This is a genomic window from Burkholderia paludis (assembly GCF_000732615.1).
In the GTDB taxonomy this organism is placed as follows: Bacteria; Pseudomonadota; Gammaproteobacteria; order Burkholderiales; family Burkholderiaceae; genus Burkholderia; species Burkholderia paludis.
On the sequence record NZ_JPGL01000012.1, the window covers coordinates 84535 to 110025 of the forward strand.

A 25491-nucleotide genomic window follows, 5' to 3' on the forward strand; every position below is an offset into this window, starting at 1 on the left:
CTCACGCGGGTTGCGTGAAATCCGCGGAAAAACGGCTTTCCGCGGCGCACGGAAGTCGTGCATCGATCCGCTCGCCCACCGCCGATCGTCCCGCCGCCGCGCGCTTGCCGACCACGCAATCGGGTGACCCATTCAACACATCGGCCAAGTTTGTGCGCGCAACAATGGCGGTGCCTCGCGCCCGGCCCCAGGCGGGCAACCCGATGTTCCGCATGGCGCCGGGCGCGGCGGTCTTCAAAAACCACATCTCACGAGGACATACCATGCAACTCCAATCCCATCCCGCTTGCCGCCCGTTTTACGAAGCCGGCGAACTCACGCAACTGACGGCGTTCTACGAAGAAGGCCGCAACGTCATGTGGATGATGCTGCGATCGGAGCCGAGGCCGTGCTTCAACCAGCAGCTCGTCACCGACATCATCCATCTCGCGCGCGTCGCACGCGACTCGGGCCTGCGGTTCGACTTCTGGGTGACGGGCTCGCTCGTCCCCGAGCTGTTCAATGTCGGCGGCGACCTGAGCTTCTTCGTCGACGCGATCCGCAGCGGCAAGCGCGACCTGCTGATGGCCTACGCGCGTTCGTGCATCGACGGCGTGTACGAGATCTACACGGGCTTCGGCACCGGGGCGATCTCGATCGCGATGGTCGAGGGCAGCGCGCTGGGCGGCGGCTTCGAGGCCGCGCTCGCGCATCACTACGTGCTCGCGCAGAAGGGCGTGAAGCTCGGGTTCCCCGAGATCGCGTTCAATCTGTTCCCGGGCATGGGCGGCTATTCGCTCGTCGCGCGCAAGGCGGACCGCGGCCTCGCGGAATCGCTGATCGCGACCGGTGAAGCGCACGTGGCCGAGTGGTACGAGGATCGCGGGCTGATCGACCAGACGTTCGACGCCGGCGACGCGTATCTCGCGACCCGCACCTTCATCGACGTGACGAAGCCGAAGCTGAACGGCGTGCGCGCGATGCTGCGCGCGCGCGAGCGGGTGTTCCAGCTGACGCGCTCCGAGCTGATGGACATCACGGAAGCGTGGGTGCATGCGGCGTTCACGATCGAGCCGAAGGATCTCGCGTACATGGAACGCCTCGTGATGCTGCAGAACCGGCGCGTGTCGAAGCTGCGCACGGTGTAACGCGACAGGCGCCGCCGCTTGCCGGCGGCGCCTGCGCGGCAACGGGGCTCAGGCGATCAGCCTGAGCTTTCTCGTCTCCGCGAGCCACGCCTCGAACGCCTGCGCCGGCATCGGGCGGGCGTAGTAGTAGCCCTGCGCGTGATCGACGTCGAGCTGCTTGAGGAATTCGGCTTCCGCATGCGTTTCGACGCCTTCGGCGATCACCGCGAAATTCAGCGCCTTCGCGAGCGACACGACCGAGCGCACCAGCGCCTGCGAACGCGGGTTGCGGTCGATGCCCGTGATGAAGGTGCGGTCGAGCTTGATCGCGTCGAGCGGCAGGCGCGACAACTGCGACAGCGACGAATAGCCGGTGCCGAAATCGTCGAGATGGATCTCCGCGCCGAGCTGGCGGAACTGCCGCATCAGCCCGTTGGCCGCATCCTCGTCCTCGATGAAGCAGCTCTCGGTCAGCTCGATGTCGAGCAGGCCGGGCTTGAGCCCCGCGGCGTCGAGAATCGACGCCAGCTGGTGCACGATGTTCATGTCCTGCAACTGCCGCGCCGACACGTTCACCGCGATCCGGATGTCGAGCCCCTGCGCCTTCCACGCGGCGGCCTGCGCGGCCGCGGTGCGCATCACCCAGCGCCCGAGCGGCGCGATCAGGCCGGACTCCTCCGCAAAACGGATGAACTCGATCGGCGCGACCAGCCCGCGATCGGGCGACTGCCAGCGGATCAGCGCCTCGACGCCGTGCACGTCGCCCGTCGCGATATCGACGACCGGCTGGTAGTGCAGCACGAACTGCTCCTCCTCCAGCGCCTTGCGCAGATTCGTGTCGAGCCACATGTACTTCGCCACCTTCTGGTTCATCTCCAGCGAGAACACGCGGTACGTATGCTTGCCCGCCTCCTTGGCGACGTACATCGCGGTATCCGCGCTGCGGATCAGCGTCTCGAGCGAATCGCCGTGCTGCGGATGCATCGCGATGCCGATCGAGCAGCTCGTGTACACCTCCATCAACCCGAGATGGATCGGCGTGCGCAGCCGCTCGAGGATGATCTGCGCGGTCGCCTCCAGCAGCGGCCGCGTGCCATGCTCGAACAGCACGAGGAATTCGTCGCCGCCGAGCCGCGCGAGCGTCGCGCCGGACGGCAGGCAGCCGTTGATGATCGCCGACACGTCCTGCAGCAGCCGGTCGCCGGTGATGTGGCCGTAGTGATCGTTGACGCGCTTGAAGTTGTCGAGATCGAGGAACAGGATGCCGACCTGCCCGCGCGACGCGGCGGTTTCCGCCGCGATCGCCGCGTGGATGCGCTCGCTGATCGCATGACGGTTCGGCAGCCCGGTGAGCACGTCGGTATTCGCGAGTTCGATGAGCCGCTGCTGCGCGCTGCGCTCCTCGGTGATGTCGATGCCCGAGCAGATCAGGAACTGCTCGTCCACGCCGCTGCCGCTCTGCACGAACTTGTTGCGGAACTGGAACAGGCGCGGCCCGTTCACCGTGTTGATGTAGCGCTCGACGGCGAACGAATGGTTGCTCGCGAAAAAGCCCGTGATGTTGCTGCGCGACTGCGCGCCCTGCTCAGGGCTCATGAACAGCTCGAACGCACTGCGGCCGATCACGTCGACCTCGCGCCGGCCCGTCACTTCCTCGCACAGGCGGTTGAAGCGCTGCACCATTCCGTTGCGGTCGAGAATGACCACGAGCGAATTCACTTCGGACACGACCTGCTCGGCGAACGCGAGCCCGTGCGCGAGATCGCCCGCGACGGATTCGGTGTCGGAATAGGCGGAGGCGGTGCCGGCCCAGTCGGTGGTGTCGACCTTCCTGCCGACGAGATGAAGGCTGACCGACTCGCCGAACAGCACGATGTCGAGCACCAGGTGCGACGTGACGCCGGTCAGCGCGCGCACGCATGCGGCCTGCTCGGCCGTCAGTGCGACGGCGACGTTGGTCAGGCCGCGAACGGCCGCCAGCTCGAGGGCGTTGCTGTCGCTGCCGAGACGCCAGCAGGGGCTGCGCGTACCGACGTGCGCTTCGAGCACCGCGCTATCGTTTTCGTCATCCATGGAGACGCCCCGATCCAGAAAAAACGCACAGTGTAGACGGAGGCGAGCCGGCCGGCCGCCCTTCCGGGTCGCACATCGCGCGCTCCCGGCCGGCGGTGATTGCCGTGAAGATGGGCCTCGTCCCGTACTTGTTTCCAACTAATGCGACCCGGCGTTCGCGCATGACGCGCGCAGGTGCTGCCAAACGAATGATGAGACCCATCTTATCAAATGACGATCGGGATTGGCACTCACATTTAGAGCAGAGTGTCAAGGAATCGGGGCTCAGTTGGCAAGCCGGATTATTCATGATTGGCAGTCCGCGAGAACGCGTTTGACGCACTGCGCAATGCGGCCGGTGCAACCGGCAAAGTGCCCGGCGGGCGGGCGTTTGCGGCGGATCCGGGAAATCCCGGATCGCATGATGACAGACGCATGACAGCAGGGTCGGATCGCATGACTGCGACCCGATTTTCCGTCATTTTTTCATTCTTATGATGCGTGAATGCGCAGACTTCATTTCACAATCCGTGGCAATGTCGTCCGCGCAGCGGCGCGGGGTGCCCGCGCCGCGATGCGGCTCAGTCCGCGGCGCCGTATCCACCGCCGCCCGGGGTCTCGACGACGAACACGTCACCCGGCGCCATCTGTGCGCGGCCGATATGGTCGAGCGCCTCGACCGTGCCGTCCGCGCGCTCGATCGTGTTGCGCCCGAGCGCGCCCGCCGCGCCGCCGGCCGCGCCGAACGGCGCGTGGATCCGGTTGTTCGACAGGATCGACGCGGTCATCGGCTCGAGGAAGCGGATCCGCCGCACCGCGCCGTCGCCGCCGCGCCAGCGCCCGGCGCCGCCCGACCCGGCGCGGATCCGGTGCGAGTCGAGCCGCACCGGGTAGCGCCATTCCAATATCTCCGGATCGGTGAGCCGCGAGTTCGTCATGTGGGTCTGCACCGCGCCGACGCCGGCGAAGCCGTCGCCCGCGCCGCTCCCGCCCGCGATCGTCTCGTAGTACTGAACCCGCTCGTTGCCGAAAGTGAAGTTGTTCATCGTTCCCTGGCTCGACGCGACGCAGCCCAGCGCGCCGTACAGCGCGTTGGTGATCGCCGACGACGTCTCGACGTTGCCCGACACGACCGCCGCCGGATACTCGGGGTTCAGCATCGAGCGTGCCGGCACGATCACCGTGAGCGGCTTCAGGCAGCCGGCGTTCAGCGGGATGTCGTCGCCGACCAGCGTGCGGAACACGTACAGCACGGCGGCCATGCACACGGCCTTCGGCGCGTTGAAGTTGTTGTCGAGCTGCGCGGACGTGCCCGTGAAATCGATTTCCGCGCGCCGCGCCGCGCGGTCGACGCGGATCGCGACCCGAATCTCGGCGCCGTTGTCGAGCGGATAGCGGTACGCGCCGTCCTGCAGCGCGCCGATCACGCGCCGCACGGCCTCCTCCGCGTTGTCCTGCACGTGCCCCATGAACGCGAGCACGACGTCGCGGCCGAACTGCGCGACCATCCGGCGCAACTCGTCCACGCCCTTCTGGTTCGCGGCGACCTGTGCGCGCAGGTCGGCCATGTTCTGCTCGACGTTGCGCGCCGGGTAGCGGCCCGACGCGAGCAGCGCGCGGGTTTGCGCGTCGCGCAGCTCGCCGGCCGACACGAGTTGCCAGTTGTCGATCAGCACGCCCTCTTCGTCGATATGCGTCGAGTCGGGCGGCATCGAGCCCGGCGTCGTGCCGCCGATGTCCGCGTGATGGCCGCGCGAGCCGACGTAGAACAGCGGTGCGTCCGAGCCGTCCGCGAACACCGGCGTGATGACGGTCACGTCCGGCAGGTGCGTGCCGCCGTGGTACGGGTCGTTCAGCATGAAGACGTCGCCGTCGCGCATGCGGCCGCGGTTGCGCTCGATCACCGTGCGGATGCTCTCGCCCATCGACCCGAGGTGCACGGGCATGTGCGGCGCATTCGCGATCAGGTTGCCGTCGCCGTCGAAGATCGCGCACGAGAAGTCGAGCCGCTCCTTGATGTTCACCGAGTACGCGGTGTTCTGCAGCCGCAGCCCCATCTGCTCGGCGATCGACATGAACAGGTTGTTGAAGATCTCGAGCCGCACCGGATCGGCGTCGGTGCCGAGCGAGCGGCGCGTCGGCAGCGGCGTCGCGCGCGTCAGCACGAGATTGCCCTGCGCGGTCATCCGCGCGCGCCAGCCGGGCTCGACCACGGTCGTGCCGTTGCGCTCCGCGACGATCGCCGGGCCGTCGATCGTGTCGCCGGCCAGCAGCGTGTCGCGCACGTAAAGCGCCGCGTCGTGCCACTGGCCGCCGGAATGGAAGCGCACGGCGGAAGCGGCGTGCGGCGCGGCGCCGTCGCCCTCGCCCGCTCCGCGCGGCGCGAGCGGCGCGATCTCCACCGGCGCGTCGGAGCGGCCGATCGCCTCGACCGACGCAAGCTCGGCGACGAGCGGCGTGCCGGGCATCAGGAACGCGTAGCGTTGCCGGTACGCGGCCTCGAACGCCTGCTGCATCGCGGCAACGCTGCCGGCCGGCACGTCGAGCGCCGAATCGGTGCCCTGGTAGCGCAGGTGCACGCGCCGCTCGGTCGCGATCCGCTCCGGCGCGACGCCCTGCTCGCGCAGCGCGCCGACGGCCTCGTCGGCCAGCCGGTCGAGCGCCGCGTGCAGCGCCGGCAGCGACGCGTCGGACAGCACGACCTCGACCGCACGCTCGCGCATCGCGGTCTGGTCGGCCAGGCCCATCCCGTACGCGGACAGCACGCCCGCGAGCGGGTGCGCGAACACCTGCGTCATCCCGAGCGCGTCGGCCACGCCGCACGCGTGCTGGCCGCCCGCGCCGCCGAACGTCGTCAGCACGTAGCGCGATACGTCGTGGCCGCGCTGCACGGAGATCTTCTTGATCGCGTTCGCCATGCTGCCGATCGCGATTTCCAGGAAGCCTTCGGCGAGCGCCTCGGGCGTCTCGCGCCGCCCCGTCGCCGCGTGGATCTCGTCGGCGAGCGCGGCGAACTTCGCGACCACGCCGTCGCGGTCGAGCGGCTGGTCCGCCCGCGGGCCGAACACGCGCGGGAAATGATCGGGCTGGATCTTGCCGAGCATCACGTTGCAGTCGGTCACCGTCAGCGGGCCGCCGCGCCGGTACGCGGCCGGCCCCGGGTTCGCGCCGGCCGACTCGGGCCCGACGCGCAGCCGCGCGCCGTCGAAGCCGAGCACCGAGCCGCCGCCCGCGGCGACCGTGTGGATGCTCATCATCGGCGCGCGCATCCGCACGCCGGCCACCTGCGTCTCGAACACGCGCTCGAATTCGCCGTTGTAGTGCGACACGTCGGTCGACGTGCCGCCCATGTCGAAGCCGATCACCCGCTCGAAGCCGGCCGCCTGCGCGGCGCGCACCATCCCGACGATGCCGCCGGCCGGCCCGGACAGGATCGCGTCCTTGCCCTGGAATGCGTCGGCGCGCGTCAGCCCGCCGCTGCTCTGCATGAACTGCAGGTTCACGCCCGGCATCTCGCGCGCGACCTGCTCGACGTAGCGGCGCAGGATCGGCGACAGGTACGCGTCGACGACGGTCGTGTCGCCGCGCGACACCATCTTCATCAGCGGGGACACCTCGTGCGACACCGAGACCTGCGTGAAGCCGATGCGGCGCGCGAGCGCGGCCAGCGCGCGTTCGTGCGCGGTATGGCGATAGCCGTGGATCAGGACGATCGCGAGCGCGCGCACGCCGTCGTCGAACACGCGGCGCAGCGCGGCTTCGGCGGCCCGTTCGTCGAGCGGCGCGACGACCTCGCCATGCGCGCCGACGCGCTCGTCGATCTCAACGACCGTCTCGTACAGCGCGTCGGGCAGCACGATGTCGAGATCGAACAGGCGCGGCCGGTTCTGGTACGCGATGCGCAGCACGTCGCGAAAACCGCGCGTCGTCGCGAGCGCGGTGCGTTCGCCCTTGCGTTCGAGCAGCGCGTTGGTCGCCACCGTCGTGCCCATCTTCACCATGTCGACGCGCTCGGGCGTGATCGGCTCGCCGTCGGCCAGGCCGAGCAGGTGGCGGATGCCGGCCACGGCCGCGTCGCGGTACTGCTCGGGGTTCTCCGACAGCAGCTTGTGCGTGACGAGCGTGCCGTCGGGCCGGCGCGCGACGATGTCGGTGAACGTGCCGCCGCGGTCGATCCAGAATTGCCAGCGCGCGGTATCGGAGGGAACGGGGGAAAGGTGTCGATCGGTCATGATGTCGGGTCGAAGCGTCGTTGAATCGGGAGACGAGCGCCGCCGCACGGCGCGCGGCGCGCGCCGTGTCACGGTGGCGATGGAACGGGGGAAGAAAACGGCGGCGAAAGGCGGGACGCCCCGCCGCTCACGCGGCGTCGAGTTCGCGGCCGCGCGTTTCGGGCAGCGTCAGCGCGGCGACGATCACCACGCCGTACGCGGCGACCGCGAACAGGCCGATGCTCGTGCCGAGCCCGTATTGCTTGGACAGCGCGCCGATCAGGAACGGGAACAGCGCGCCGATCGCGCGGCCCACGTTGTAGCAGAAGCCCTGACCGGAGCCGCGCACGCGGGTCGGGAACAGCTCGGTCAGGAACGCGCCCATCCCGGAGAAGATGCCCGATGCGAAGAAGCCGAGCGGGAAGCCGAGCCAGAGCATCGACGCGTTGGTCAGGTTCAGCGACGTGTACGCGAACGCGATCACCATCGAGCCCACCGCGAACAGGATGAAGTTCGGCTTGCGGCCGAGACGGTCGGTCAGGTACGCGCTCGCCAGGTAGCCGACCCACGAGCCGAGGATGATCATCGCGAGATAACCGCCGGTGCCCATCACGGTCAGGTGCCGCTCGGTCTTCAGGAAGGTCGGCAGCCACGTCGTGATCGCGTAGTAGCCGCCCTGCGCGCCGGTCGTCAGCAGCGCCGCGCGCAGCGTCGTCGTGATCAGCTGCGGCGAGAAGATCTCGGTGAGGCGCGGCGCATCGGCCGTTTTCGCCTGCGCGGCCTTCTCCTTCTCGTAGACGTCCGGCTCCTTCACGTAGCGGCGGATCGCGACGACCAGCAGCGCGGGCGCCAGCCCGACGAAGAACAGCGCGCGCCATGCCTGCTCGGGCGGCAGCACCGAGAACAGCAGCGCATACAGCAGCGCGCACAGCCCCCAGCCGATCGCCCAGCCCGACTGCACGAGGCCGACCGCCCGGCCGCGATCGCGCGCGCGGATGACTTCGCCGATCAGCACCGCGCCGGCCGTCCATTCGCCGCCGAAGCCGAAGCCCATCAGCGCGCGCGCCGCGAGCAACTGCGGGTAGTTCTGCGCGAGCCCGCACAGCGCGGTGAACGCGGCGAACCACAGCACGGTGAGCTGCAGCGTGCGCACGCGGCCGATCCGGTCCGACAGGATGCCGGCGATCCAGCCGCCGGCCGCCGACGCGAGCAGCGTGATCGTGCCGATCAGGCCGGCGTCCGCCAGCGAGAGGCCCCAGGTCGCGACCAGGGTCGGGATCACGAACGACAGCATCTGCGTGTCCATCCCGTCGAGCATGTAGCCGACCTTGCAGCTCCAGAAGGCGCGGCGCTCGCGCGGCTGCGCATCGGCGTACCACGAGAACAGGCCGTTGCGCTCGGGGCCCGCGGGCTCCGCGGCGCTCGCCGCGAGGGTCTTGCTTTCCATGGTGGTGCTCCTGTCGTTGTGTGCCGTCGAAATGGCGTCGAATGAGGGCGGGCGTCGTCGCGGCTCAGAACACGGCCAGCGATGCGTTCGTGATGTCGGTCATCAGCATGTGGCCGGGCGTGTGGGCGATGGCGATCGGCAGTTGCGCCTCCATCAGCGCGGTTTGCGGCGTCACGCCGCACGCCCAGAACACCGGCAGTTCGCCGTCGCGGATCGTCACCGCGTCGCCGAATTCGGGGGCGCCCAGATCGGCGATGCCCAGTTCGCGCGGATCGCCGAGATGGATCGGCGCGCCGTGCACGCCCGGGAACCGGCTCGTGATCTGCACCGCGCGAATCGCGTCGGCGCCGCGCATCGGGCGCATCGACACGACGAGCTGGCCGCCGAAGATGCCGGCGCGGCGGTTCGGAATCGACGTGCGGTACATCGGCACGTTGCGCCCCTCCTCGACGTGGCGCAGCCCGATCCCCTCGCGCGCCAGCATGTCCTCGAACGAGAACGAACAGCCGATCGCGAACACGACGAAATCGTCGCGCCACAACGCCTCCAGCGACTCGACGCGCTCGGCGAGGCGGCCGTCGCGGTATACGTTATAGCTCGGCACATCGGTGCGGATGTCGAGATCCTCGCCGAGCGCGTCGAGCCGGAACGCGCCCGGCTCGCCGACGCCGAGCAGCGGGCACGCTTTCGGGTTCGCCTGGCAGAAGCGCAGGAAATCGTGCGCGTACGCGTCGGGCAGGATCGCCAGATTCGCTTGCGCGAACGGGCCGCAATGGCCGGCGGTCGGGCCGCGGAACGCGCCGCGGCGCACGGACTGGCGGAATTCGGAAGGGGTCATGAGAGTCGTTCGCGGATCGGGATGACGTGGCGATGACGGCGGTGTGTCATCGGATACGGCGAAGAATAGAAAAGAAAAAATTTTGTCGCCAACGAGTTTTTTTGCGCTTCGTGTATAGAATTTCTTAACGGATCTCGGGGTTTTCCCCGGCTCCGTTCACTTTTCCTCACCGGCAAGCTGCGCTGCCACCGTCCGCCCGACCGCCATGAACACGCGTTTTCTCGAAACCTTCGTCACGCTCGCGAAGCTGCGCAACTTCCGCACGACGGCCGCCGCGCTGCATGCGACGCCGGCCGCGATCTCGCAGCGCGTGAAGGCGCTCGAGGACGAGCTGCAGACGGTGCTCGTCGACCGCGACAGCCGCGAATTCCGGCTCACGCCGAACGGCGAGTACCTGCTCGGTTACGCGAAGGCCGTGGTCGAGGCGACGCAGGAGCTGCAGGCCGCCGCGTCCGGCGAGAGCGCGCTGCGCGGCAAGCTGCGGCTGGGGGTGATCGAGACCGTCGTGCACAGCTGGCTGCCGAACTGCATGCGGCGGCTCGCGGCCGACTATCCGCAGCTCGAAATCGACCTGACCGTCGACGTGAGCGTCGTGCTGCAGCGCCGGCTGATGGCCGGGGAGCTCGACCTGATCATCCGCGTCGAGGGCAGCGACGAGGCGTCGGTCGTGTGCGACGCGCTCGCGAGCTATCCGGTGCGCTGGATCGCGCGCGCGGGGCTGCTGCCGAACACGCGCACGGGTCTGGCGCGGCAGGTGCTGCGCCAGCCGATCCTGACCTACGGGCGCGGCACGGCGCCCCATCGCGCGCTCGAGGACATCGTCCGCACGCTCGCGCACGCGCACGGCGTGCCGCTGTCGGACACGCGCATCACCGGCTCGCCGTCGATCTCGGTGATCGTGCAGCTGGTGCGCGACGGCTTCGGCGTCGCCGCGATTCCGGTGCTGTTCGTCGATGCGCTGATCGAGCGCGGCGAAGTCGTCGAGTTGCCGCTGCAACCGTCGCCGCCGTCGATCGTCGTCTCGATGTCGCGGCGCGCGGACGCGCCGAGGTACGTGCACGGCGCGGCGATCGCGGCGCGGGCCGCGTGTCACGAGTATTGCGGCAAGAGCAAGCGGCTGCTGGTCGAGGCGCTGTGATGCGGTGACGCGGTTCGGGCGAGCGCTGCGCGACGCGCATCGCATCGCCCCGTTCGCGCTTGCGTTTGCGCGACGCATGCGCAGCGCGCGATCGCCCGTCCGTCACGCGAAACCGGTGAAACGGCAGCCAATCAGGCGGATTCGCCCGCGTGCGGCTGCGCCAGCCGGCCGTCGCCGTATTCGCGCAGCACCTGCGAAATCACGACGCGATAGCCGTCGAGCCAGCGCGCCTGCTTCGCCTTCGCTTCGCGATGCGCCGGATGCTGCATCAGCTGTTGCAGCGCCGCCTCCGACTCCCAGTAGTAGACGTTCTGGATCAGCCCCGACTCGGCGTTCTCCCAGGTCTCCTCGCCGAGATAGCCCGGCGTCGCGCGCGCCATCTCGGCGATCTGCCGGTCGAGCCGGTGGAATTCGTCGTCGAATTGCCCGGCCCGGAAAATGAAGGTCGACGCGTACATGCCCGCTCCCGCGATAGCGATGGAAAAGCGGCCAGTGTAAGGCACGCACCGCGTGCCGCGATCGTCACGCGGCGAGCGTGTCGATGCCGCGCGTATCGCCGAGCCACGCATCGATGCGCGGCGCATCGTCTCGCGCGCCCGCCGCGGGCGCCGGCATCGCGGCCAGTGCCTGCCGCGCGCGTTCGAGCGCCTGCGCGAAGCCGCGCAGTTCGCGGGTCGCGGAGCGGTCGTCGACATGCCGGCGCGCGAGTGCGGCCTCGACGTTCGCGCCGATCAGCGCGAGCTGCGCGTCGATGAAGTCCACGCACAACGCACGGCAATGCGCGGAAACCGGTGCGACGGCCAGCAGCACGGGCACGATCGACACGGTCAGGTAGCCGCCCGGCGCGAGCCGCGACAGCGCGTCGCGCAACGTCTGCCCGCCGCCGGCCAGCGACGCGCACACCGCGTCGCGCCACACCGCGCGCTCGAACGCGAGCGCGTCGCGATGCGCGTCGAGCGCCGCGCGCTCGGCCACCTGTCCGTCCGTCACCAGCGGAATCGGGAACGGCGCCCCGGTGGACGCGCGTGCGGCCTCGCCATCGACGATGCAGTTCGCGCCGAGCCATGCCGCATCGTCGCGCCGCGCGGCCAGCACGCGGGACTGCAGCCGGTCCGGCAGCATCGGATCGAGCGGCACCGCGCCGCAGATCGACGGCTTGTGCGCATGCACGCCGCAGCGGCCGTCGGCGGCGAGCGCCGCGCACCGGCCGAGCGACGGATAGTCGTAGCCTTGCAGCGTCAGCGCGAGCCACTCGCCGCCCGCGCCGCCGGGGCGATGGAACAGCCGCTCCGCCAGCGCGTCGCAGGCCGCGACGTCGTCCGCGTCGAGCACATGCTCGCGCCCGCCCGCACGCCAGCGCTCGCCGATCCGCCGTTTCGGCAGGCGCCGGATCGCGAGCGCGCCGACGAAGCGGTGCCGGTGCCGGAACAGCTCGCGCAGCGACAGGGTCGGCGCGCTGTTGCAGCAGCGGCCGCATGCGTGGCACGCGAGCAGGAGGGTCTCTACCACGGCCGCCGCACCGAATCCTGGTAGCGCGTGAGGATGAAGCGCGCGACGTCGTCCGAGTGATACGCGGCGACGAGTTGCGCGACCCACGGCTGCGCGCGATCGGCGCTGCGCACCGTCAGCACGTTCGCGTACGGCGAGCGCGCGTCCTCGAGGCTGATGCTGTCGCGCGCGGGCTGCAGCCCGGCGCGCGCGGCGTCGTCGCTGTCGATCGCGACGAACGCGGCCGTGTCGAGCGCCGCGTAAAGACGGTCGCGGCGCAGCGCGACGAGCTTCAGCCCGAGCCGGTTGCCGGTCACGTCGCGCAGCGTCGCATGCAGGCCGGCCTGCTCGCGCAGCGTCACCAGCGTGTCGTTCTGCAGCAGCACGAGCGCGCGCGCCATTCCGCGCCGGTCGGCGGGAATCGCGACCGTCGCGCCGGGCTGCAGCTCGTTCAGGCTCTTGAGCCTGCGCGAATAGAGCGCCATCGGCAGCGTGACGGTCGGCGCGACTTCGGTCAGCGCGTAGCGTTGCCGCGCGCGCGTCGCGGCGAGCTGCTGCGCATCCTCGAAGCTGGCGGCGTCGATCCGGCCGTCGGCGAGCGCCGCGTCGATGCGCGACGCGTCGTCGAATTCGACGACGTCGACGCCCAGCCCGCGAGAAGCCGCAACCCGCTTCACCTCGTCGAGGATCTGCGCGTGCACGCCGCGCGTGACGCCGACCCGCACGGGCGGCGCGGCGGCTTCGGCCGCGACCGCCGCGCCCTGGAGCGCGATGCCGGACGCGGCGAGCAGCCACACGGACACGACGCGCGCGATACGTTGCTTCATGATGCATCCCTCAGGATCGTGCGAAAGCCGATGTGCGACGCCCCGAGATCGGCTTCCTGCTGTTCGCGCGACGACGCGCGATAGCGCACGCAGTAGTCGCGCGAGCACAGGAACGAGCCGCCCTTGATGACCATCGGCGTATCGTGCCGGCGCGTCGGCGGCGCGACGGCCGCCGTGTCGCCGTTCGCATGCGGCTGGTGCGGGCCCGAGTAGCTGTCCTTCGTCCATTCCCAGGCGTTGCCGATCATGTCGTAGAGCCGGAAGCCGTTCGCCGCATAGCAGCCGACGGGGGCGAGCCCCGCATGGCCGTCCTCGGCGGTGTCGAGCACCGGGAACACGCCCTGCCAGTAGTTCGCGGCCGGCCGGCCCTGCGCGTCGCGCGGCGCCGCGTCGAGCGACGCGTCGTCGCGGCCGGCCTTGCCCGCGTATTCCCATTCGGCCTCGGTCGGCAGGTCGCGGCCGAGCCAGCGCGCATACGCGAGCGCGTCGCGCTGCGTGACGAGCGTGACGGGCAGGTTGCCGAGCCCGTCGACACCGCTGCCGGGGCCGCGCGGATGACGCCACGACGCGCCCGGCACCCACGACCACCACGCGATGTCGCGCGCGTTCATCTCGTCGCGCGTCGGCACGTGGAACACCGCCGCGCCGCCCTGCCGCTCGGGCTCGGTCACGTAGCCGGTCGCCTGCACGAACGCGGCGAACTGCGCGATCGTCACGTCGGTCTGGTCGATCCAGAAGCCGCCGACGCGCGTGCGGCCGTCGCCGGCCGGGCGCTCGTCCGCGTAGCCGCGCGTGCTGCCGAACACGAACGCGCCGCCGCGCAGGTGCACCATCCCGGCCTGCGGATCGTCGCGCCATCCGGCCGGCAGCCCCGCGTAACGCCGGCACTGCGACTCGGAGCCGAGCGGCGCGAGCGCGCGGCCGCGATTCGCGTCGTCGAATGCGCCGCCCGTCTGCGCCGCCGGGTTCGCATAGCCCACCGCGAACGCGGCGGCGAACAGCGCGGCGGCAAGCGCCGCGCCGGTCGTCCAGAAGCGGAGCCGCATCGCGCCGTCCTCAGTAATAGCCGCGCGGACGCAGCGGCTCGACCCCGCCGACGTTGCTCATGTAGGTCTTCCACTGGTCGACGAGCGTGCCGATCACCGACGGGTTCTGCGCCGACACGTCGGTCGTCTCGCCGCGATCCGACGCGAGGTCGTAAAGCTGCCAGTGGCCGTCGGGCGGGCCGAGCGGCGGCTCGGTCCACAGCGCCTTCCAGCGGCCGTCGGCGCTGCGCAGGTAGGCGCGGCCGTACGCCTCGTCGCCGAACGGCGCGGTGTGCACCTCGCCGGTGGCCGAACCCGTGAGCACCGGCAGCAGCGACTGGCCCGTGACCGGATACACGTAGCGGTTGTTGTAGACCACCTTGCCCTTGTTCTGGTCGACGCCCGTCAGCGTGTTGACGAGCGGCGGCGCCGGCTGCGACGGCGGCGTGACGCCCGCGACCGCGAGGAACGTCGCCGTGTTGTCGGTCACGTGCGTAAACGCGCGCAGCGTCGGCAACTGCCGGCTCTGCCCGGGCAGCCGCACGATGGTCGGCGTCGACACGCCGCCTTCGGCCGAGTAGCCCTTCGTGAGCCGGAACGGCGCCGCGCTCACCTCGGCCCAGCGCAGCCCGTACTGCAGGCGCTGCGCGTTCTGCTTGCCGTTGTCGGTGCCGAGCGTCGCGTAGATCGGCGCCTGCCCGTTCGCGGTGTCGGTCGCCGTCGGGTCCGCGCCGGAATCGATCGGCCAGCCCTCCGCGCCGTTGTCCGACTGGAACATGATGAAGGTGTTGTCGTATTCGCCGATGTCCTTCAGGTGCTGGATCAGCAGGCCGATGTTGTAGTCGAGGTTCTCGACCATCCCCGCATAGATCTCCATGTAGCGCGCCTGCGCCCTGCGCTCGTCCGGCGACAGGCTCGACCACAGCTTGTCGACCTTGCCGGGGCCGTAGTCGCCGTAGCCGTCCGCGGCCGAGTGCACCGCGCTGACGTACTTCGCGTTCGCGGCGCCGTTGTTCGCGGTCGCGGGCGACGCCACGGTCGTTTCCGGCAGCCCGTCGAACGGCCGGAAATCGGCGGGGATCAGGCCCAGCGCCTTTTGCCGGGCGATTCGCGCGTTGCGGATCGCATCGTAGCCGGCGTCGTACACGCCCGCATACTTGTGCAGCCACGGCTCGGGCACCTGCAGCGGCCAGTGCGGCGACGTGTAGGCCGCGTACGCGAAGAACGGCTTGCCGTCGCGCTTGTTCGAGTCGATGTACGAGATCAGCTTCTGCGTGTAGAAGTCGGTCGAATAGAACACGGCCGGGCTGCCGCCCGCGCCGCCCGGCTGCCCGGGCTGGCCCGGCTGCACGTAGCGGCCGTCTTCCGTGTAGTTCGACGAGCCGGCCGGCTCGTGCGCGAAGTGATTCGTCGCCGCGCCGCCGAGCAGCACGTAGCTGCGCTCGAAGCCCCACTGGTCGGGCGTCTGCCCGCTGCCCGTCGCGCTGCCCACGATCCCCGAGCCGATGTGCCACTTGCCCGCGATGTAGGTGTGATAGCCGGCGTCCTTCAGCAGTTGTGCGAACGACAGCGCGCGGTCGTTCAGGTAGCCCTCGTAGCCGGGCAACCCGCGCCGCTCGTCGGTCGGCACGCCCATCGTGCCTTCGCCGACGAGATGGTGATCGGTGCCGGAAACCAGCATCGCGCGCGTGATCGCGCAGACGGTGCCCGTGTGATGGTTCGACAGGATCCGCCCCGACGCGACCAGCGCGTCGAGGTTCGGCGTGTCGATCTCGCCGCCGAACGCATGGATGTCGGAATAGCCGAGATCGTCGGCCATGATGTACAGGATGTTCGGACGCTTCGCCGCCAGCGGCGGTGTCGTCGTATCGGCCTGCGACGACGGCGCGTCGCTGTCGACGCCGCCGCACGAGGTGAGCGACAGCGCGCCGGCGATCGCGGCGCAGGCGACACGGATACGGAAGGCATGCAACGGCGCAGCGGACTTTTTCATTGTTCTGGAACGCTCGATCTACAGGATCGGCGATCTTAGCGTCGCGCGTGCGGCCCCCAAAGTCGGATTCGTCAGATGCTAACGGAGCGGCGGAATATGTGCGCCAGCCGGCAGACCGTCCGCGGTCGCGGTCGACGTCGCGGTGCGTCGCCGTCGCCGTCGCCGTCGCGGTGCGATGCGATGCGATGCGATGCGATGCGGTGCGGTGCGATACGTCGCGATGCGCTGCACGCGGGACGCTCGCCCGCGCCGGCCACCGCGCGAGGTCGCACAGGTTGCGTCAGCTACGCCCGCCGAGGCTGCCGCCGCCGTCCACCGACAGCACCTGCCCCGTGACGAAGCCGGCCTCGTCGGACAGGAAGAAGGCGATCGCCGCGGCCACGTCGTCGGGCGTGCCGAGCCGGCGCGCGGGAATCGTCGCGAGCACCTTGCGTTCGGCTTCGCTGCCGACCGGCCGCGTCTGGCGGAACAGCGCGGTCTCGATCGGGCCCGGCGCCACCGCGTTCACGGTCACGCCATGCTCGGCCAGTTCGAGCGCCCACGTGCGCGTGCAGCCGACGAGCGCGCTCTTGGCGGCGGAATACGCGGTGCGATCGAGGCTGCCGAAAATCGCGCGGCTGCAGACGTTGACGATGCGCCCGTGGCCGCGCGCCTTCAGCGCGCCCACGAAGTGCTGCGTGACCTGGATCGCGGCCCGGACGTTGAGATCGAACACGGCCTGCAGCGACGGGAAATCGATCTGCCCGAGCGGTTGCGGCAACGCGATGCCGGCGTTGTTCACGATGCCGTCGACATCGTGCCGCTCGCCGATGCGGGCCAGCGTGGCCGCCGTCCGTTCGAGGTCGGCGAGATCGCACGCGATCAGTTCGCCGGGGAAATCGATGCCCTGCGTGTGCCGCGCGAGGCCGATCACGCGATGGCCGCGCCGGGCGAGTGTTGCGCTGAGCGCGTGGCCGATGCCGCGCGACGCGCCGGTGACGAGATACGTGCGAGATGACATGCGTGCTCCCGAAGTCGGTTCACATGAATGACGTGGAAATGGACGGGCCGGCGGCGCCGCGCGCCGGAACCCGCGCTTTCGTCGGACGATTCTACGTGCGTAACGGCACGTTACGTCGTGTCGTTACGCGCGCCCCGTAGCGGCACGTTACGTTTGCCCGCCCCGGCGCGATCAGGAATTTCCAAATGACGGGCGGCGGGAAATATCGTCCGATTTAAAAGCGGATTTCCGAATACCAAAAGAAAGCTTGTTAATGAATATCGTGCGCGCAAACGTTTCACATGAACGGGATGTGTAATTGAAAAATAAGACGAATGGAAAAGGAATAAGCCATTCCGTTTGAAACAAGGGCAGGCATGCCTCTTGCTGACTCCCCCCACCATGTGCCGTGTTCAGCCGGGAACGAATAACCCGAAAATCGAGCGGCGTCGTGTGTCGTACAAATTCATCGGGGTCGGGGAAATGGGATCGAGCGCAAGCAGGCGCATTGCCTGGGGGGCCGTGGCGTGTCTGTCGCTGGTCGCGGCGGCGCGCGCGCACGCCCAGGACACCCTCGACGCGCCGCCTCCGGCCGCCGCGAACGGCGGCCATCCGATCGCGCCGCCGTCGACCCTGCTGAACGCCGAACGCGTCCTCGAAACGCCGAAACCCGCGCCCGGCACGGGCCCGGCGGCGGGCAAGCCGGCCGCAAGCGCCGCGGCCGGCGCCAAGGCGGCCGCCCGCGCGGCGCTTCCGGAGGACCGGCTCGGCGGCACGGTCACCACCGACGCGGTGACGCTCGCCGGCCGCGATTTCTATACCTACTTCTCGCAGACGTGGGCGGACATCCCGCTGAGCGAGCGCTATATCGTCGCCATTCACGAACGGCCGTCGGGACGTTACGGCAGCCTGATCTGGGTGGAATTCCAGCAAAAGCGCGTATTCCAGACTTTCCTGCCGATCGCCCGCGCCAACGTCCGGGCCGTGGCCGAAAGCGCCGCCAATATTTCCTTTCAAACCGTCATTCAGGACGATCTGTCGAATTTGCTGTTTCCCGATTCGGATCTGGCGAAAGACGAGATTTAGTCGATTAATCGAAAAAAGGGGTTACGGAAAATGAGTCGAAACGGATTGGGCCTGATCGCCCTGGTCGCCATGACCGCGGTTTCGCCGTATGCGTGGTCGTCGGCGCTGATTTACCAGCCGAACAACCCGAATTTCGGCGGCAACCCGGCCAACGGCCCCAACCTGCTCAACGAGGCCAATGCGCAGAGCAAGTACACCGATCCGTCGCTGTCCGCCAGCGCATCGCCGACGTCGACGTCGTCCCTCGACCAGTTCAACGCGCAGTTGCAGCAGGCGATCCTGTCGCGCGTCGCCGGCTCGGTGACGAACTCGATCGTCGGCACCAACGGCGAACTCAAGCCGGGGACGATCAGCACCGGCAATTTCACGATCGTCGTGAGCTCCGCCGGCAACGGCAACCTGCAGGTGACGACCACCGACAAGACGACGGGCGCGACCTCCACGTTCATCGTCAGCAACGGCCAATAAATCCAAGAATAACGATCGGGCACATCATGAAAAAAAACGCTGAACGCGTGCGCTTCCACACGGGGATGAAACGGATTGCAACCGGCGCGGCGCTGCTGCTGTCGCTGGCCGGCTGCGTCACGCGGCCGATGCCGGCCTTGAGCAATGCGACGCTGACGCCGCCGACGCGCACCACGCGCGACCTCACGCACCTCCCGCCGCCGAAGGGCAAGATCGTCGCCGCCGTGTACGGCTTCCGCGACCTGACCGGGCAGTACAAGGCGTCGCCGGACAGTTCCTTCTCGTCGCAGGTCACGCAGGGCGGCGCGTCGTTCCTGGTCAAGGCCATGCGCGACTCGGGCTGGTTCACGCCGGTGGAGCGCGAGAACCTGCAGGACCTCCTGACCGAACGCAAGATCATGCGCGCCACCGACGGCGCGGATGCGAAGAAGGCGCAGAACGATGCGATGGCGCCGCTGCTGCCGGCGAACATCGTGCTCGAAGGCGGGATCGTCGGCTACGACACGAACGTCCGCACCGGCGGAGCCGGCGTGGCGTATCTCGGGATCAGCGGGTCGACGCAGTACCGGATCGACCAGGTCACCGTGAACCTGCGCGCGATCGACATCCGCACGGGCCAGGTGCTCAACAGCGTATCGACGACCAAGACCGTCTACTCCTACCAGGTCGACACGGGGGTCTACCGCTTCGTCGGATTCAAGGACCTGCTGCAGGCGGAAGCCGGGCTGACCCGCAACGAACCCGCGCAGATCTGCGTGAACGAGGCGATCGAATCGGCGCTCACGCACCTGATCGTGCAGGGCGTCGCGAACCAGACCTGGGCGCTGAAGAACGACCAGGACTGGTACGACCCGACGATGCAGCGGTATCTGCAGGAAGACCGCCAGTACGCACAGGACATGGAAGACGCCAACACCGCGTACGACCCGCAGAAGGTCGAACGGGCGGGGGCGTCCAGTCATTGAACCGGCATGAAGCCGGCCAGCGGAGAACACATGATGAATCGACAGCGTGATCGGAACGGCCGCGCCCGCGTCGTGCGGCGGGTGCTGGCAGCCATGTGCGCGGCGGCCGCCGTGCAGGCGGCGTGGGGCGCGCCCGTGGCGTACAGCGATCTCGGCCCGCCCGAACCGGCGTTCGACTACAGCGGCAACATCGTCTCGGTCCAGCAGGGCGGCAGCGGCAATACCGCGTCGCTCGACCAGAGCGGCCACAACGGCGCGACGACCCTGCAGGCCGGCGACAACAACGCGATCGTCGCGCGCCAGACGGGTGCGCAGAACTGGGTCGCGGCGTCGCAGTCCGGCGTCGGCAATACGCTGAACGCGACCCAGCGCGGCAACGGCAACACGCTGCAGGTGCAGCAGAACGGCGCCGGCAATTCGGTCAGCTCGACGCAGGTCGGCACGTCGCTGTCGGCGCGCGTCACGCAGAACGGCAGCAACAACGCGGTGAACATCGTGCAGAGCGGCACGAACACCGGCATCCAGGTGATTCAGACCGGCAACGGCGCGCGCGCCACGGTGCTGACGCGGTAGCGACGGTTACGCAGGTTGCAAGTGACGGGCATGAAGTGGTGTGACGTGTGGGCGTGAGAGCGCCCTCAATTGGCGGGGGTGCCGGTAAAAGACCGACTTTTCCGGCGAATTTTCTTTCGAATCAGGAGCAAGAGATGAAGGTGACCAAGTCTGCAATCGCAATCGCCGTGCTGATGTTCGCATCGGCCGCCGCACAGGCCGACTCGGCCGGGAACACCGTGAACATCGGCCAGTCCGGCAACTACAACTCGGCGACCGTCGAACAGGCGGCGACGAGCGGGGATTCGGTATCGATTACGCAGTCGGCACTCGGCAACAATCCGGCGTACGGGTTCGTCGCCAACGTGACGACCCAGGGCGGCAGCGGCGACACGACCGTGATCCAGCAGAACTCCTGGTGGGCGCAACCGTATTCGAGCGTGAACGTGTCGCAGACGGGCACGTCGCACGAATCGAACTACGTGACCCAGTCCGGCGGCGGCGACTTCTCGGCGAACATCACCCAGACGACGTCGGCATACACGGGCGGCCCGCAATACGACACCAACACGATCAACCAGTACAGCTACATCGATAGCGCATCGATCTCGCAGCAGGGCGGCGGCTGGAACACGGTGACGATCAACCAGGGCACGCCGAGCCAGTCGGCGATCGGCAACAACGCGACCGTGACGCAGACGGACACGGTCGGCAACACCGTCGGCATCACGCAGACCGGCAACAACGGCACGGCGACGGTCCAGACCTCGTGGGCCGGCGCGAACACGACGTCGATCACGCAGACGGGCGGCGTGACCAACGCCAACGTGACGCAGTTCGCGGAAGGCGGCGACCGGGTCACGACGACCCAGAGCGGCGCCGAAACCGCCAACGTGACTTCGTCGTTCGGCGGCGGCAACCAGACGACGATTTCGCAATCGGGCGGCGTGGCCGGCAACACCGCGACGGTGAACCAGCTCCTGTCGAACGGCAACACGACCTCGATCACGCAGACGGCCGACAGCAACAGCGCCACGGTCAACCAGACGCTCGAGTTCGGCGACAGCGCGACGATCAACCAGGCGGCCGCCTCCAACACCGCGACGATCACGCAGCAGTTCGGCTTCGGCAACAGCGCGACCGTCACGCAAACGGACGTGAACAACCAGGCGACGATCACGCAGACCAGCTCGGCCGGTTCGACGGCATCCATCACGCAGGGTTCGGCGAACAACCAGGCAACCGTGACGCAGACGGCGGCATCCGGCTCGCTGACGACGGTGAACCAGACGCTCGACATCGGCAACGTCGCCAATGCGTCGCAGACGGGTGCGGACGACCTGCTGAGCCTGTCGCAGGCCGGCGGCTTCAACACCATCAACGCGTCGCAGGTGGCCGGCTCGGGCAACCAGGGCTACGTGACGCAGTTCGGCTACAACAACAGCGCCACGCTGCTGCAACAGGGCAACGGCAACTACGCGAGCATCAGCCAGAACGGCCTCAACAACACCGTATCGGTCAGGCAGCACTGAGCGACGGCGGTGTAACGAAAAGGCCGGACGGATGCCCGTTCGGCCTTTTTTTCATTCGACAGGAGACCGATCATGGTCGGGATTCACGATCTGAATGCCTATTTCGACATTGCCGCCGGCGCCGGCGGCGTGAACATCGTGCCGCACGTGCGGGCGGCCGCGCCGGTCGACGTGTCGTACAGCCTGCGCATCACCCGCACCGGCGGCGCGGGCTCGGCCACGCTGACGCGCTCCGGCGAGTCGCGGCTCGCCGGCGGCGAAGACCGGCCGCTCGCGATGCTGCGGCTGAGCGTCGGGTCGAACGACATCTGCCAGGCGACGCTGGTGCTGCACGTCAACGGCGAGCACGCGGAGTATTCGGTGGACTGCAATCCGCACCGCGCGGCCGATTGATGCGGCACGCGGGCGGGCGCCGCCCGCCGGGCCGCGACCGCGGCGCCACGCTGCTCAGGCGCCGGACGCCAGCATGCGCGGGATCTCGTCGACCAGCGCATCGATGACGACGCGCAGCTTCGACGGCACATGGCGCGAAGCCGGCCGCACCGCGTACACGTCGGCGCCCGACACGCTGTCGCTGCCCATCACGAGCGCGAGACGGCCGTCGCGCAGGTAAGGCGCCATCAGCCAGCACGGCAGCCACGCGAGGCCCGCGCCGGCGGCGGCCGCGTCGGCGATCGCCTGCAGGTCGTCCAGCCGCAGGCGCCCGGCCGGGCGATGATCGTGCACCGCGTCGTCCGCGCCGACGATCCGCCACGGCGTCGGTTGCCCGCCGCGCGAATACGCGATGCCGACATGCGACGCGAGCGCGTCGAGCCCTGCCGGCGTGCCATGACGGTCGAGATACGCGGGCGACGCGCAGATGCCCATGCGCTGCACGCCGAGCGGCCGGCCGACGAGCGCGCTCGTGTCGGCCAGCTCGCCGATGCGCACCGCGAGGTCGAAGCCGTCGTTGACGAGGTCGGCCACGCGATCGCTGAACGACACGTCGATTTCGAGCCGCGCGTGGCGCTCCACCAGGCGCCGCATCACGGGCGCCACGCATTGCCGCCCGAACAGCACCGGCACGCTGACGCGCAGCCGCCCCGCCGGCTCGCGCCGCCCGGCGTCGAGCGCGGCCTCCGTCTCGCCGAGTTCGGCCAGCAGCCGCCGGCACTGCTCGTAATAGACCAGCCCCTCGTCGGTCAGGCTCAGCTGGCGCGTCGTGCGCTGCAGCAGCCGCGCGCCGAGCCGGTGTTCGAGCCGCGCGACGACCTTCGCCACCGCCGAGCGCGTGACGCCCAGGCGCAGCGCCGCCGCCGCGAAGCTGCCCGACTCCACCACGTCGACGAATTCCGCCACGCCCCTCAACCGCTCGTCCATGCCGTTCCGCTCCGGTTCGATAACGGGTTTGTATCCAGTGAGGCAACAGTCGTCGGCCGAATTCTCGCCAATGCATCCCCTCGCGCAACACTATGATAAATCGCTCTATCTCGACAAGGAGTCGACATGCATGCATGGCAAGTCAAGCCGGGGGACGGCGAGGCCGGGCTTCGGCGCATCGACGCGCCGCGCCGCGCGCCCGGGCCGACCGACGTGGTCGTGAAGATCCACTCGGCGGGGTTGAACCGTCGCGACCTGATGTTCGCGCGCGGCGACTATCTCGGCATCGGCACGGAGGCGTTCATCCCGGTGGCCGACGGCGCCGGCGAAGTCGTCGAAACCGGCCGCGACGTCACGCGCGTGAAGCCGGGCGATCGCGTGATCAACACGTACTTCCCGAACTGGATCGACGGGCCGCCCACGCCGCGCAAGGTCTCGGGTTCGCCCGGCTCGCACTTCGACGGCGTGCTGGCCGAGTACTTCGTGTCGGACGAAACGGCGCTGGTGAAGATTCCCGCGCATCTGGGCTACGACGAGGCGGCGACGCTGTCGTGCGCGGGCATTACCGCGTGGAACGCGCTGTTCGTCGACGGCGGGCTGGGGCCCGGCGCGACCGTCGTGCTGCTCGGCACCGGCGGCGTGTCGATCGCCGCGCTGCAACTCGCGCACGCGGCCGGGCTGCGCACGATCGTCACGTCGTCCAGCGACGCCAAGCTCGAACGCGCCCGCGCACTCGGTGCGGACGCAACGATCAACCATCGCACGACACCGGAGTGGCAGCACGAGGTGCTGCGGCTCACCGACGGCGCGGGCGCGGATCTGGTCGTCGAGGTCGGCGGACGCGATACGCTGCCGCGCTCGGTCGCCGCGACGAAGATGGGCGGCATCGTGTCGGTGATCGGCGGCCTCAGCAGCTTCGGCGGCCCGGAACTCGGGCTGCTGTCGCTGATCGGCGGCATCCGGCAACTGCACGGCTTCATGGTCGGCAGCCGCGCGATGCTCGACGACGTCGTGCGCTTCGTCGACGCGCAACGGATCGCGCCGGTGGTCGATCGCGTGTTCGGCTTCGACGAGGCGCCGCAGGCGTATGCGTACCTGGCGTCGGGGCAGCATTTCGGCAAGGTCGTGATCCGGGTCGCGCAGTAACGGGGGGCCGGCGGCCGGCGGCGCATCCGCCGGCCGCCGCGCGTTCCGCGCACGGCGCGTCAGAACCTGTGCCGGATCCCCGCATGCACCATCAGCTGCTTCGCGTTCGACGACAGATCGGCCGCGCCCGGGATGTACGCCCGGTCGAGCGACGAGCCGGTCGCCTCGCCCGCGACGCGCTGGTATGCGCCCATCAGATAGACGTCGGTGCGCTTCGACAGCGTGTAGTCGGTCATCAGCCCGATCGAGTGGATCTTCGGCTGCGCGGTGCCGGTCGTCGCGTCGTAGCGCATCGTCGTGTACACGTATTGCGCGCCGACGAACCACGCGGGCGTGAACTGGTACTTGCCGTTCACTTCGACGTTCCGGTACCTGATCGACGTCACCGTGCCGCCCGCGAGCGGCCCCGTCACCGGCTCGATCGTCTCGTCGCCGGACAGGTAGCCGACGTTCGCGGTCGGCCGCGTGACGTTGCTGTCCGTATAGGCGAAGCCGACCGTCGCCGGCCCCGCCGTGTAGTTGACGCCCGCGCCGAAGATCCGCAGCCTGGCCGACACGAAGTTCGCATCGGCGCCGGCCGAGCCCGGCCCCGCGATCGCGCCGCCCGGGGTCGCGCCGGGGTTGTCCGCATTCAGGAACGCGGCGCCGACGAGCAGGCCGCCCTGCTCGTACTGCGCGCCGACGCTCCACTGGCGATTGTTCGCGAAGCCGGCGTCGTTGCTGAAGCTGTATGCGCCGCCGAACGAGAAGCCGGCGAAATCCGGGCTCGCGTACTTGACCGTGTTGTTCGCGCGGAACGTGTTGCCGGTGTTGTCGTTGTCGAGCGGATGCGAGAACGGATAGACGCCCCAGCTCCCGTTCGCGGTCGTCGGCGCGAGATAGTCGACGAGCGCGTCGTATTGCCGGCCGAGCGTCAGCGTGCCGTAGCGCGCGCTGCCGAGCCCGACGTACGCCTGCCGCCCGAACAGGCGGCCGCCCTGCGCGAGCGTGCCGCTGTTCACGTTGAAGCCGTTCTCGACCTGGAACAGCGCGCTGTAGCCGCCGCCCAGGTCCTCGGTGCCCTTCAGTCCCCAGCGGCTGCCTTGCGCGAAGCCGCTCGCCATCTGCCACGCGCCGTGACCGCCGACGTTGTTCGTATAGTCGATGCCCGCATCGACGAGGCCGTACAGCGTGACGCTGCCCTGCGCGAATACGGGCGCCGCGCACAGCGCCGGCAGCGCGACCGCCATGAATCTCCAGTTCATCCGTGTCCCCTTGTCGGTATTTTTCGGCCGCGCGC

At 69.2% G+C, this 25491-nt stretch carries 21 protein-coding genes; 9 read left to right on the forward strand and 12 right to left on the reverse strand.

The genetic code is table 11. From position 1 onward, the window contains the following. Window positions 1-263 precede the first annotated feature (263 nt). A complete protein-coding gene (locus tag GQ56_RS0108695; protein WP_031398288.1) occupies window positions 264-1127 on the forward strand; it encodes a crotonase/enoyl-CoA hydratase family protein in 864 nt (287 codons plus the stop codon). A gap of 48 nt (window positions 1128-1175) precedes the next feature. Here the strand turns inward: GQ56_RS0108695 and pdeR are convergent, their stop codons facing one another. The 4 genes from pdeR to GQ56_RS0108715 form a co-directional block, all read right to left on the reverse strand. After that, a complete protein-coding gene (gene pdeR / locus GQ56_RS0108700; protein ID WP_031398289.1) occupies window positions 1176-3179 on the reverse strand; it encodes a cyclic di-GMP phosphodiesterase in 2004 nt (667 codons plus the stop codon). Window positions 3180-3739: 560 nt separating this feature from the next. After that, a complete protein-coding gene (locus tag GQ56_RS0108705; RefSeq protein ID WP_031398290.1) occupies window positions 3740-7390 on the reverse strand; it encodes a hydantoinase B/oxoprolinase family protein in 3651 nt (1216 codons plus the stop codon). 127 nt (window positions 7391-7517) lie between these two features. Then, window positions 7518-8816 carry an MFS transporter gene (locus GQ56_RS0108710; protein WP_031398291.1) on the reverse strand — a complete coding sequence of 433 codons (1299 nt, stop codon included), beginning with the start codon at window positions 8814-8816 and terminating at the stop codon, window positions 7518-7520. Between the two features lie 64 nt (window positions 8817-8880). Continuing rightward, window positions 8881-9654 (reverse strand): putative hydro-lyase, encoded by a 774-nt coding sequence (locus tag GQ56_RS0108715; protein ID WP_031398292.1) that lies wholly within the window; start codon window positions 9652-9654, stop codon window positions 8881-8883. Window positions 9655-9859: 205 nt separating this feature from the next. On the opposite strand from GQ56_RS0108715, the gene GQ56_RS0108720 reads away from it, so the two are divergent. After that, a complete protein-coding gene (locus GQ56_RS0108720) occupies window positions 9860-10792 on the forward strand; it encodes a LysR family transcriptional regulator (protein WP_031398293.1) in 933 nt (310 codons plus the stop codon). 131 nt (window positions 10793-10923) lie between these two features. Here the strand turns inward: GQ56_RS0108720 and GQ56_RS0108725 are convergent, their stop codons facing one another. From GQ56_RS0108725 to GQ56_RS0108750, 6 genes are all read right to left on the reverse strand, one after another. After that, on the reverse strand, window positions 10924-11250 hold the full coding sequence (locus GQ56_RS0108725; protein WP_031398294.1) for an antibiotic biosynthesis monooxygenase family protein: 327 nt from the start codon (window positions 11248-11250) through the stop codon (window positions 10924-10926). Between the two features lie 64 nt (window positions 11251-11314). Further along, window positions 11315-12301, reverse strand: a complete 987-nt coding sequence (locus tag GQ56_RS0108730; RefSeq protein ID WP_031398295.1) for a hypothetical protein — start codon at window positions 12299-12301, stop codon at window positions 11315-11317. Continuing rightward, on the reverse strand, window positions 12295-13107 hold the full coding sequence (locus GQ56_RS0108735; RefSeq protein ID WP_031398296.1) for a MetQ/NlpA family lipoprotein: 813 nt from the start codon (window positions 13105-13107) through the stop codon (window positions 12295-12297). Before GQ56_RS0108735 ends, GQ56_RS0108730 begins: the two co-directional genes overlap by 7 nt. Next, on the reverse strand, window positions 13104-14153 hold the full coding sequence (locus GQ56_RS0108740; protein ID WP_031398297.1) for a formylglycine-generating enzyme family protein: 1050 nt from the start codon (window positions 14151-14153) through the stop codon (window positions 13104-13106). Before GQ56_RS0108740 ends, GQ56_RS0108735 begins: the two co-directional genes overlap by 4 nt. A 10-nt stretch (window positions 14154-14163) precedes the next feature. Further along, window positions 14164-16125, reverse strand: coding sequence for an arylsulfatase (locus GQ56_RS0108745; protein ID WP_031398298.1), 1962 nt, complete (start codon window positions 16123-16125; stop codon window positions 14164-14166). Window positions 16126-16405: 280 nt separating this feature from the next. Next, window positions 16406-17125: an SDR family oxidoreductase gene (locus GQ56_RS0108750; protein ID WP_031398299.1), complete on the reverse strand. Its 720-nt coding sequence runs from the start codon at window positions 17123-17125 to the stop codon at window positions 16406-16408. Window positions 17126-17488: 363 nt separating this feature from the next. On the opposite strand from GQ56_RS0108750, the gene GQ56_RS40085 reads away from it, so the two are divergent. The 6 genes from GQ56_RS40085 to csgH all read left to right on the forward strand — a co-directional run bounded on the left by GQ56_RS40085 (window position 17489) and on the right by csgH (window position 22100). Beyond that, entirely contained in the window at window positions 17489-18190 is a 702-nt protein-coding gene (locus tag GQ56_RS40085) for a CsgE family curli-type amyloid fiber assembly protein (protein WP_152601704.1), read from the forward strand. 45 nt (window positions 18191-18235) lie between these two features. Beyond that, window positions 18236-18658 (forward strand): curli assembly protein CsgF, encoded by a 423-nt coding sequence (locus GQ56_RS0108760; protein ID WP_235212667.1) that lies wholly within the window; start codon window positions 18236-18238, stop codon window positions 18656-18658. A 26-nt stretch (window positions 18659-18684) separates the two neighbouring features. Further along, window positions 18685-19623 carry a CsgG/HfaB family protein gene (locus GQ56_RS0108765; RefSeq protein WP_052001047.1) on the forward strand — a complete coding sequence of 313 codons (939 nt, stop codon included), beginning with the start codon at window positions 18685-18687 and terminating at the stop codon, window positions 19621-19623. A 33-nt stretch (window positions 19624-19656) separates the two neighbouring features. Beyond that, window positions 19657-20196 carry a hypothetical protein gene (locus tag GQ56_RS40090; protein ID WP_161788559.1) on the forward strand — a complete coding sequence of 180 codons (540 nt, stop codon included), beginning with the start codon at window positions 19657-19659 and terminating at the stop codon, window positions 20194-20196. Window positions 20197-20330: 134 nt separating this feature from the next. After that, on the forward strand, window positions 20331-21707 hold the full coding sequence (locus GQ56_RS0108775; RefSeq protein ID WP_031398304.1) for a beta strand repeat-containing protein: 1377 nt from the start codon (window positions 20331-20333) through the stop codon (window positions 21705-21707). Window positions 21708-21779: 72 nt separating this feature from the next. Continuing rightward, window positions 21780-22100 (forward strand): curli-like amyloid fiber formation chaperone CsgH, encoded by a 321-nt coding sequence (gene csgH / locus GQ56_RS0108780; RefSeq protein ID WP_031398305.1) that lies wholly within the window; start codon window positions 21780-21782, stop codon window positions 22098-22100. 54 nt (window positions 22101-22154) lie between these two features. On the opposite strand, the gene GQ56_RS0108785 is transcribed toward csgH, so the two are convergent. Then, a complete protein-coding gene (locus GQ56_RS0108785) occupies window positions 22155-23066 on the reverse strand; it encodes a LysR substrate-binding domain-containing protein (RefSeq protein ID WP_031398306.1) in 912 nt (303 codons plus the stop codon). A gap of 126 nt (window positions 23067-23192) precedes the next feature. Here GQ56_RS0108785 and GQ56_RS0108790 point away from each other — a divergent pair, with 126 nt between their 5' ends. Beyond that, window positions 23193-24212 carry a zinc-dependent alcohol dehydrogenase family protein gene (locus GQ56_RS0108790; protein WP_031398307.1) on the forward strand — a complete coding sequence of 340 codons (1020 nt, stop codon included), beginning with the start codon at window positions 23193-23195 and terminating at the stop codon, window positions 24210-24212. Window positions 24213-24271: 59 nt separating this feature from the next. On the opposite strand, the gene GQ56_RS0108795 is transcribed toward GQ56_RS0108790, so the two are convergent. Further along, on the reverse strand, window positions 24272-25456 hold the full coding sequence (locus GQ56_RS0108795; RefSeq protein WP_031398308.1) for a porin: 1185 nt from the start codon (window positions 25454-25456) through the stop codon (window positions 24272-24274). Between the last annotated feature and the right edge of the window lie 35 nt (window positions 25457-25491).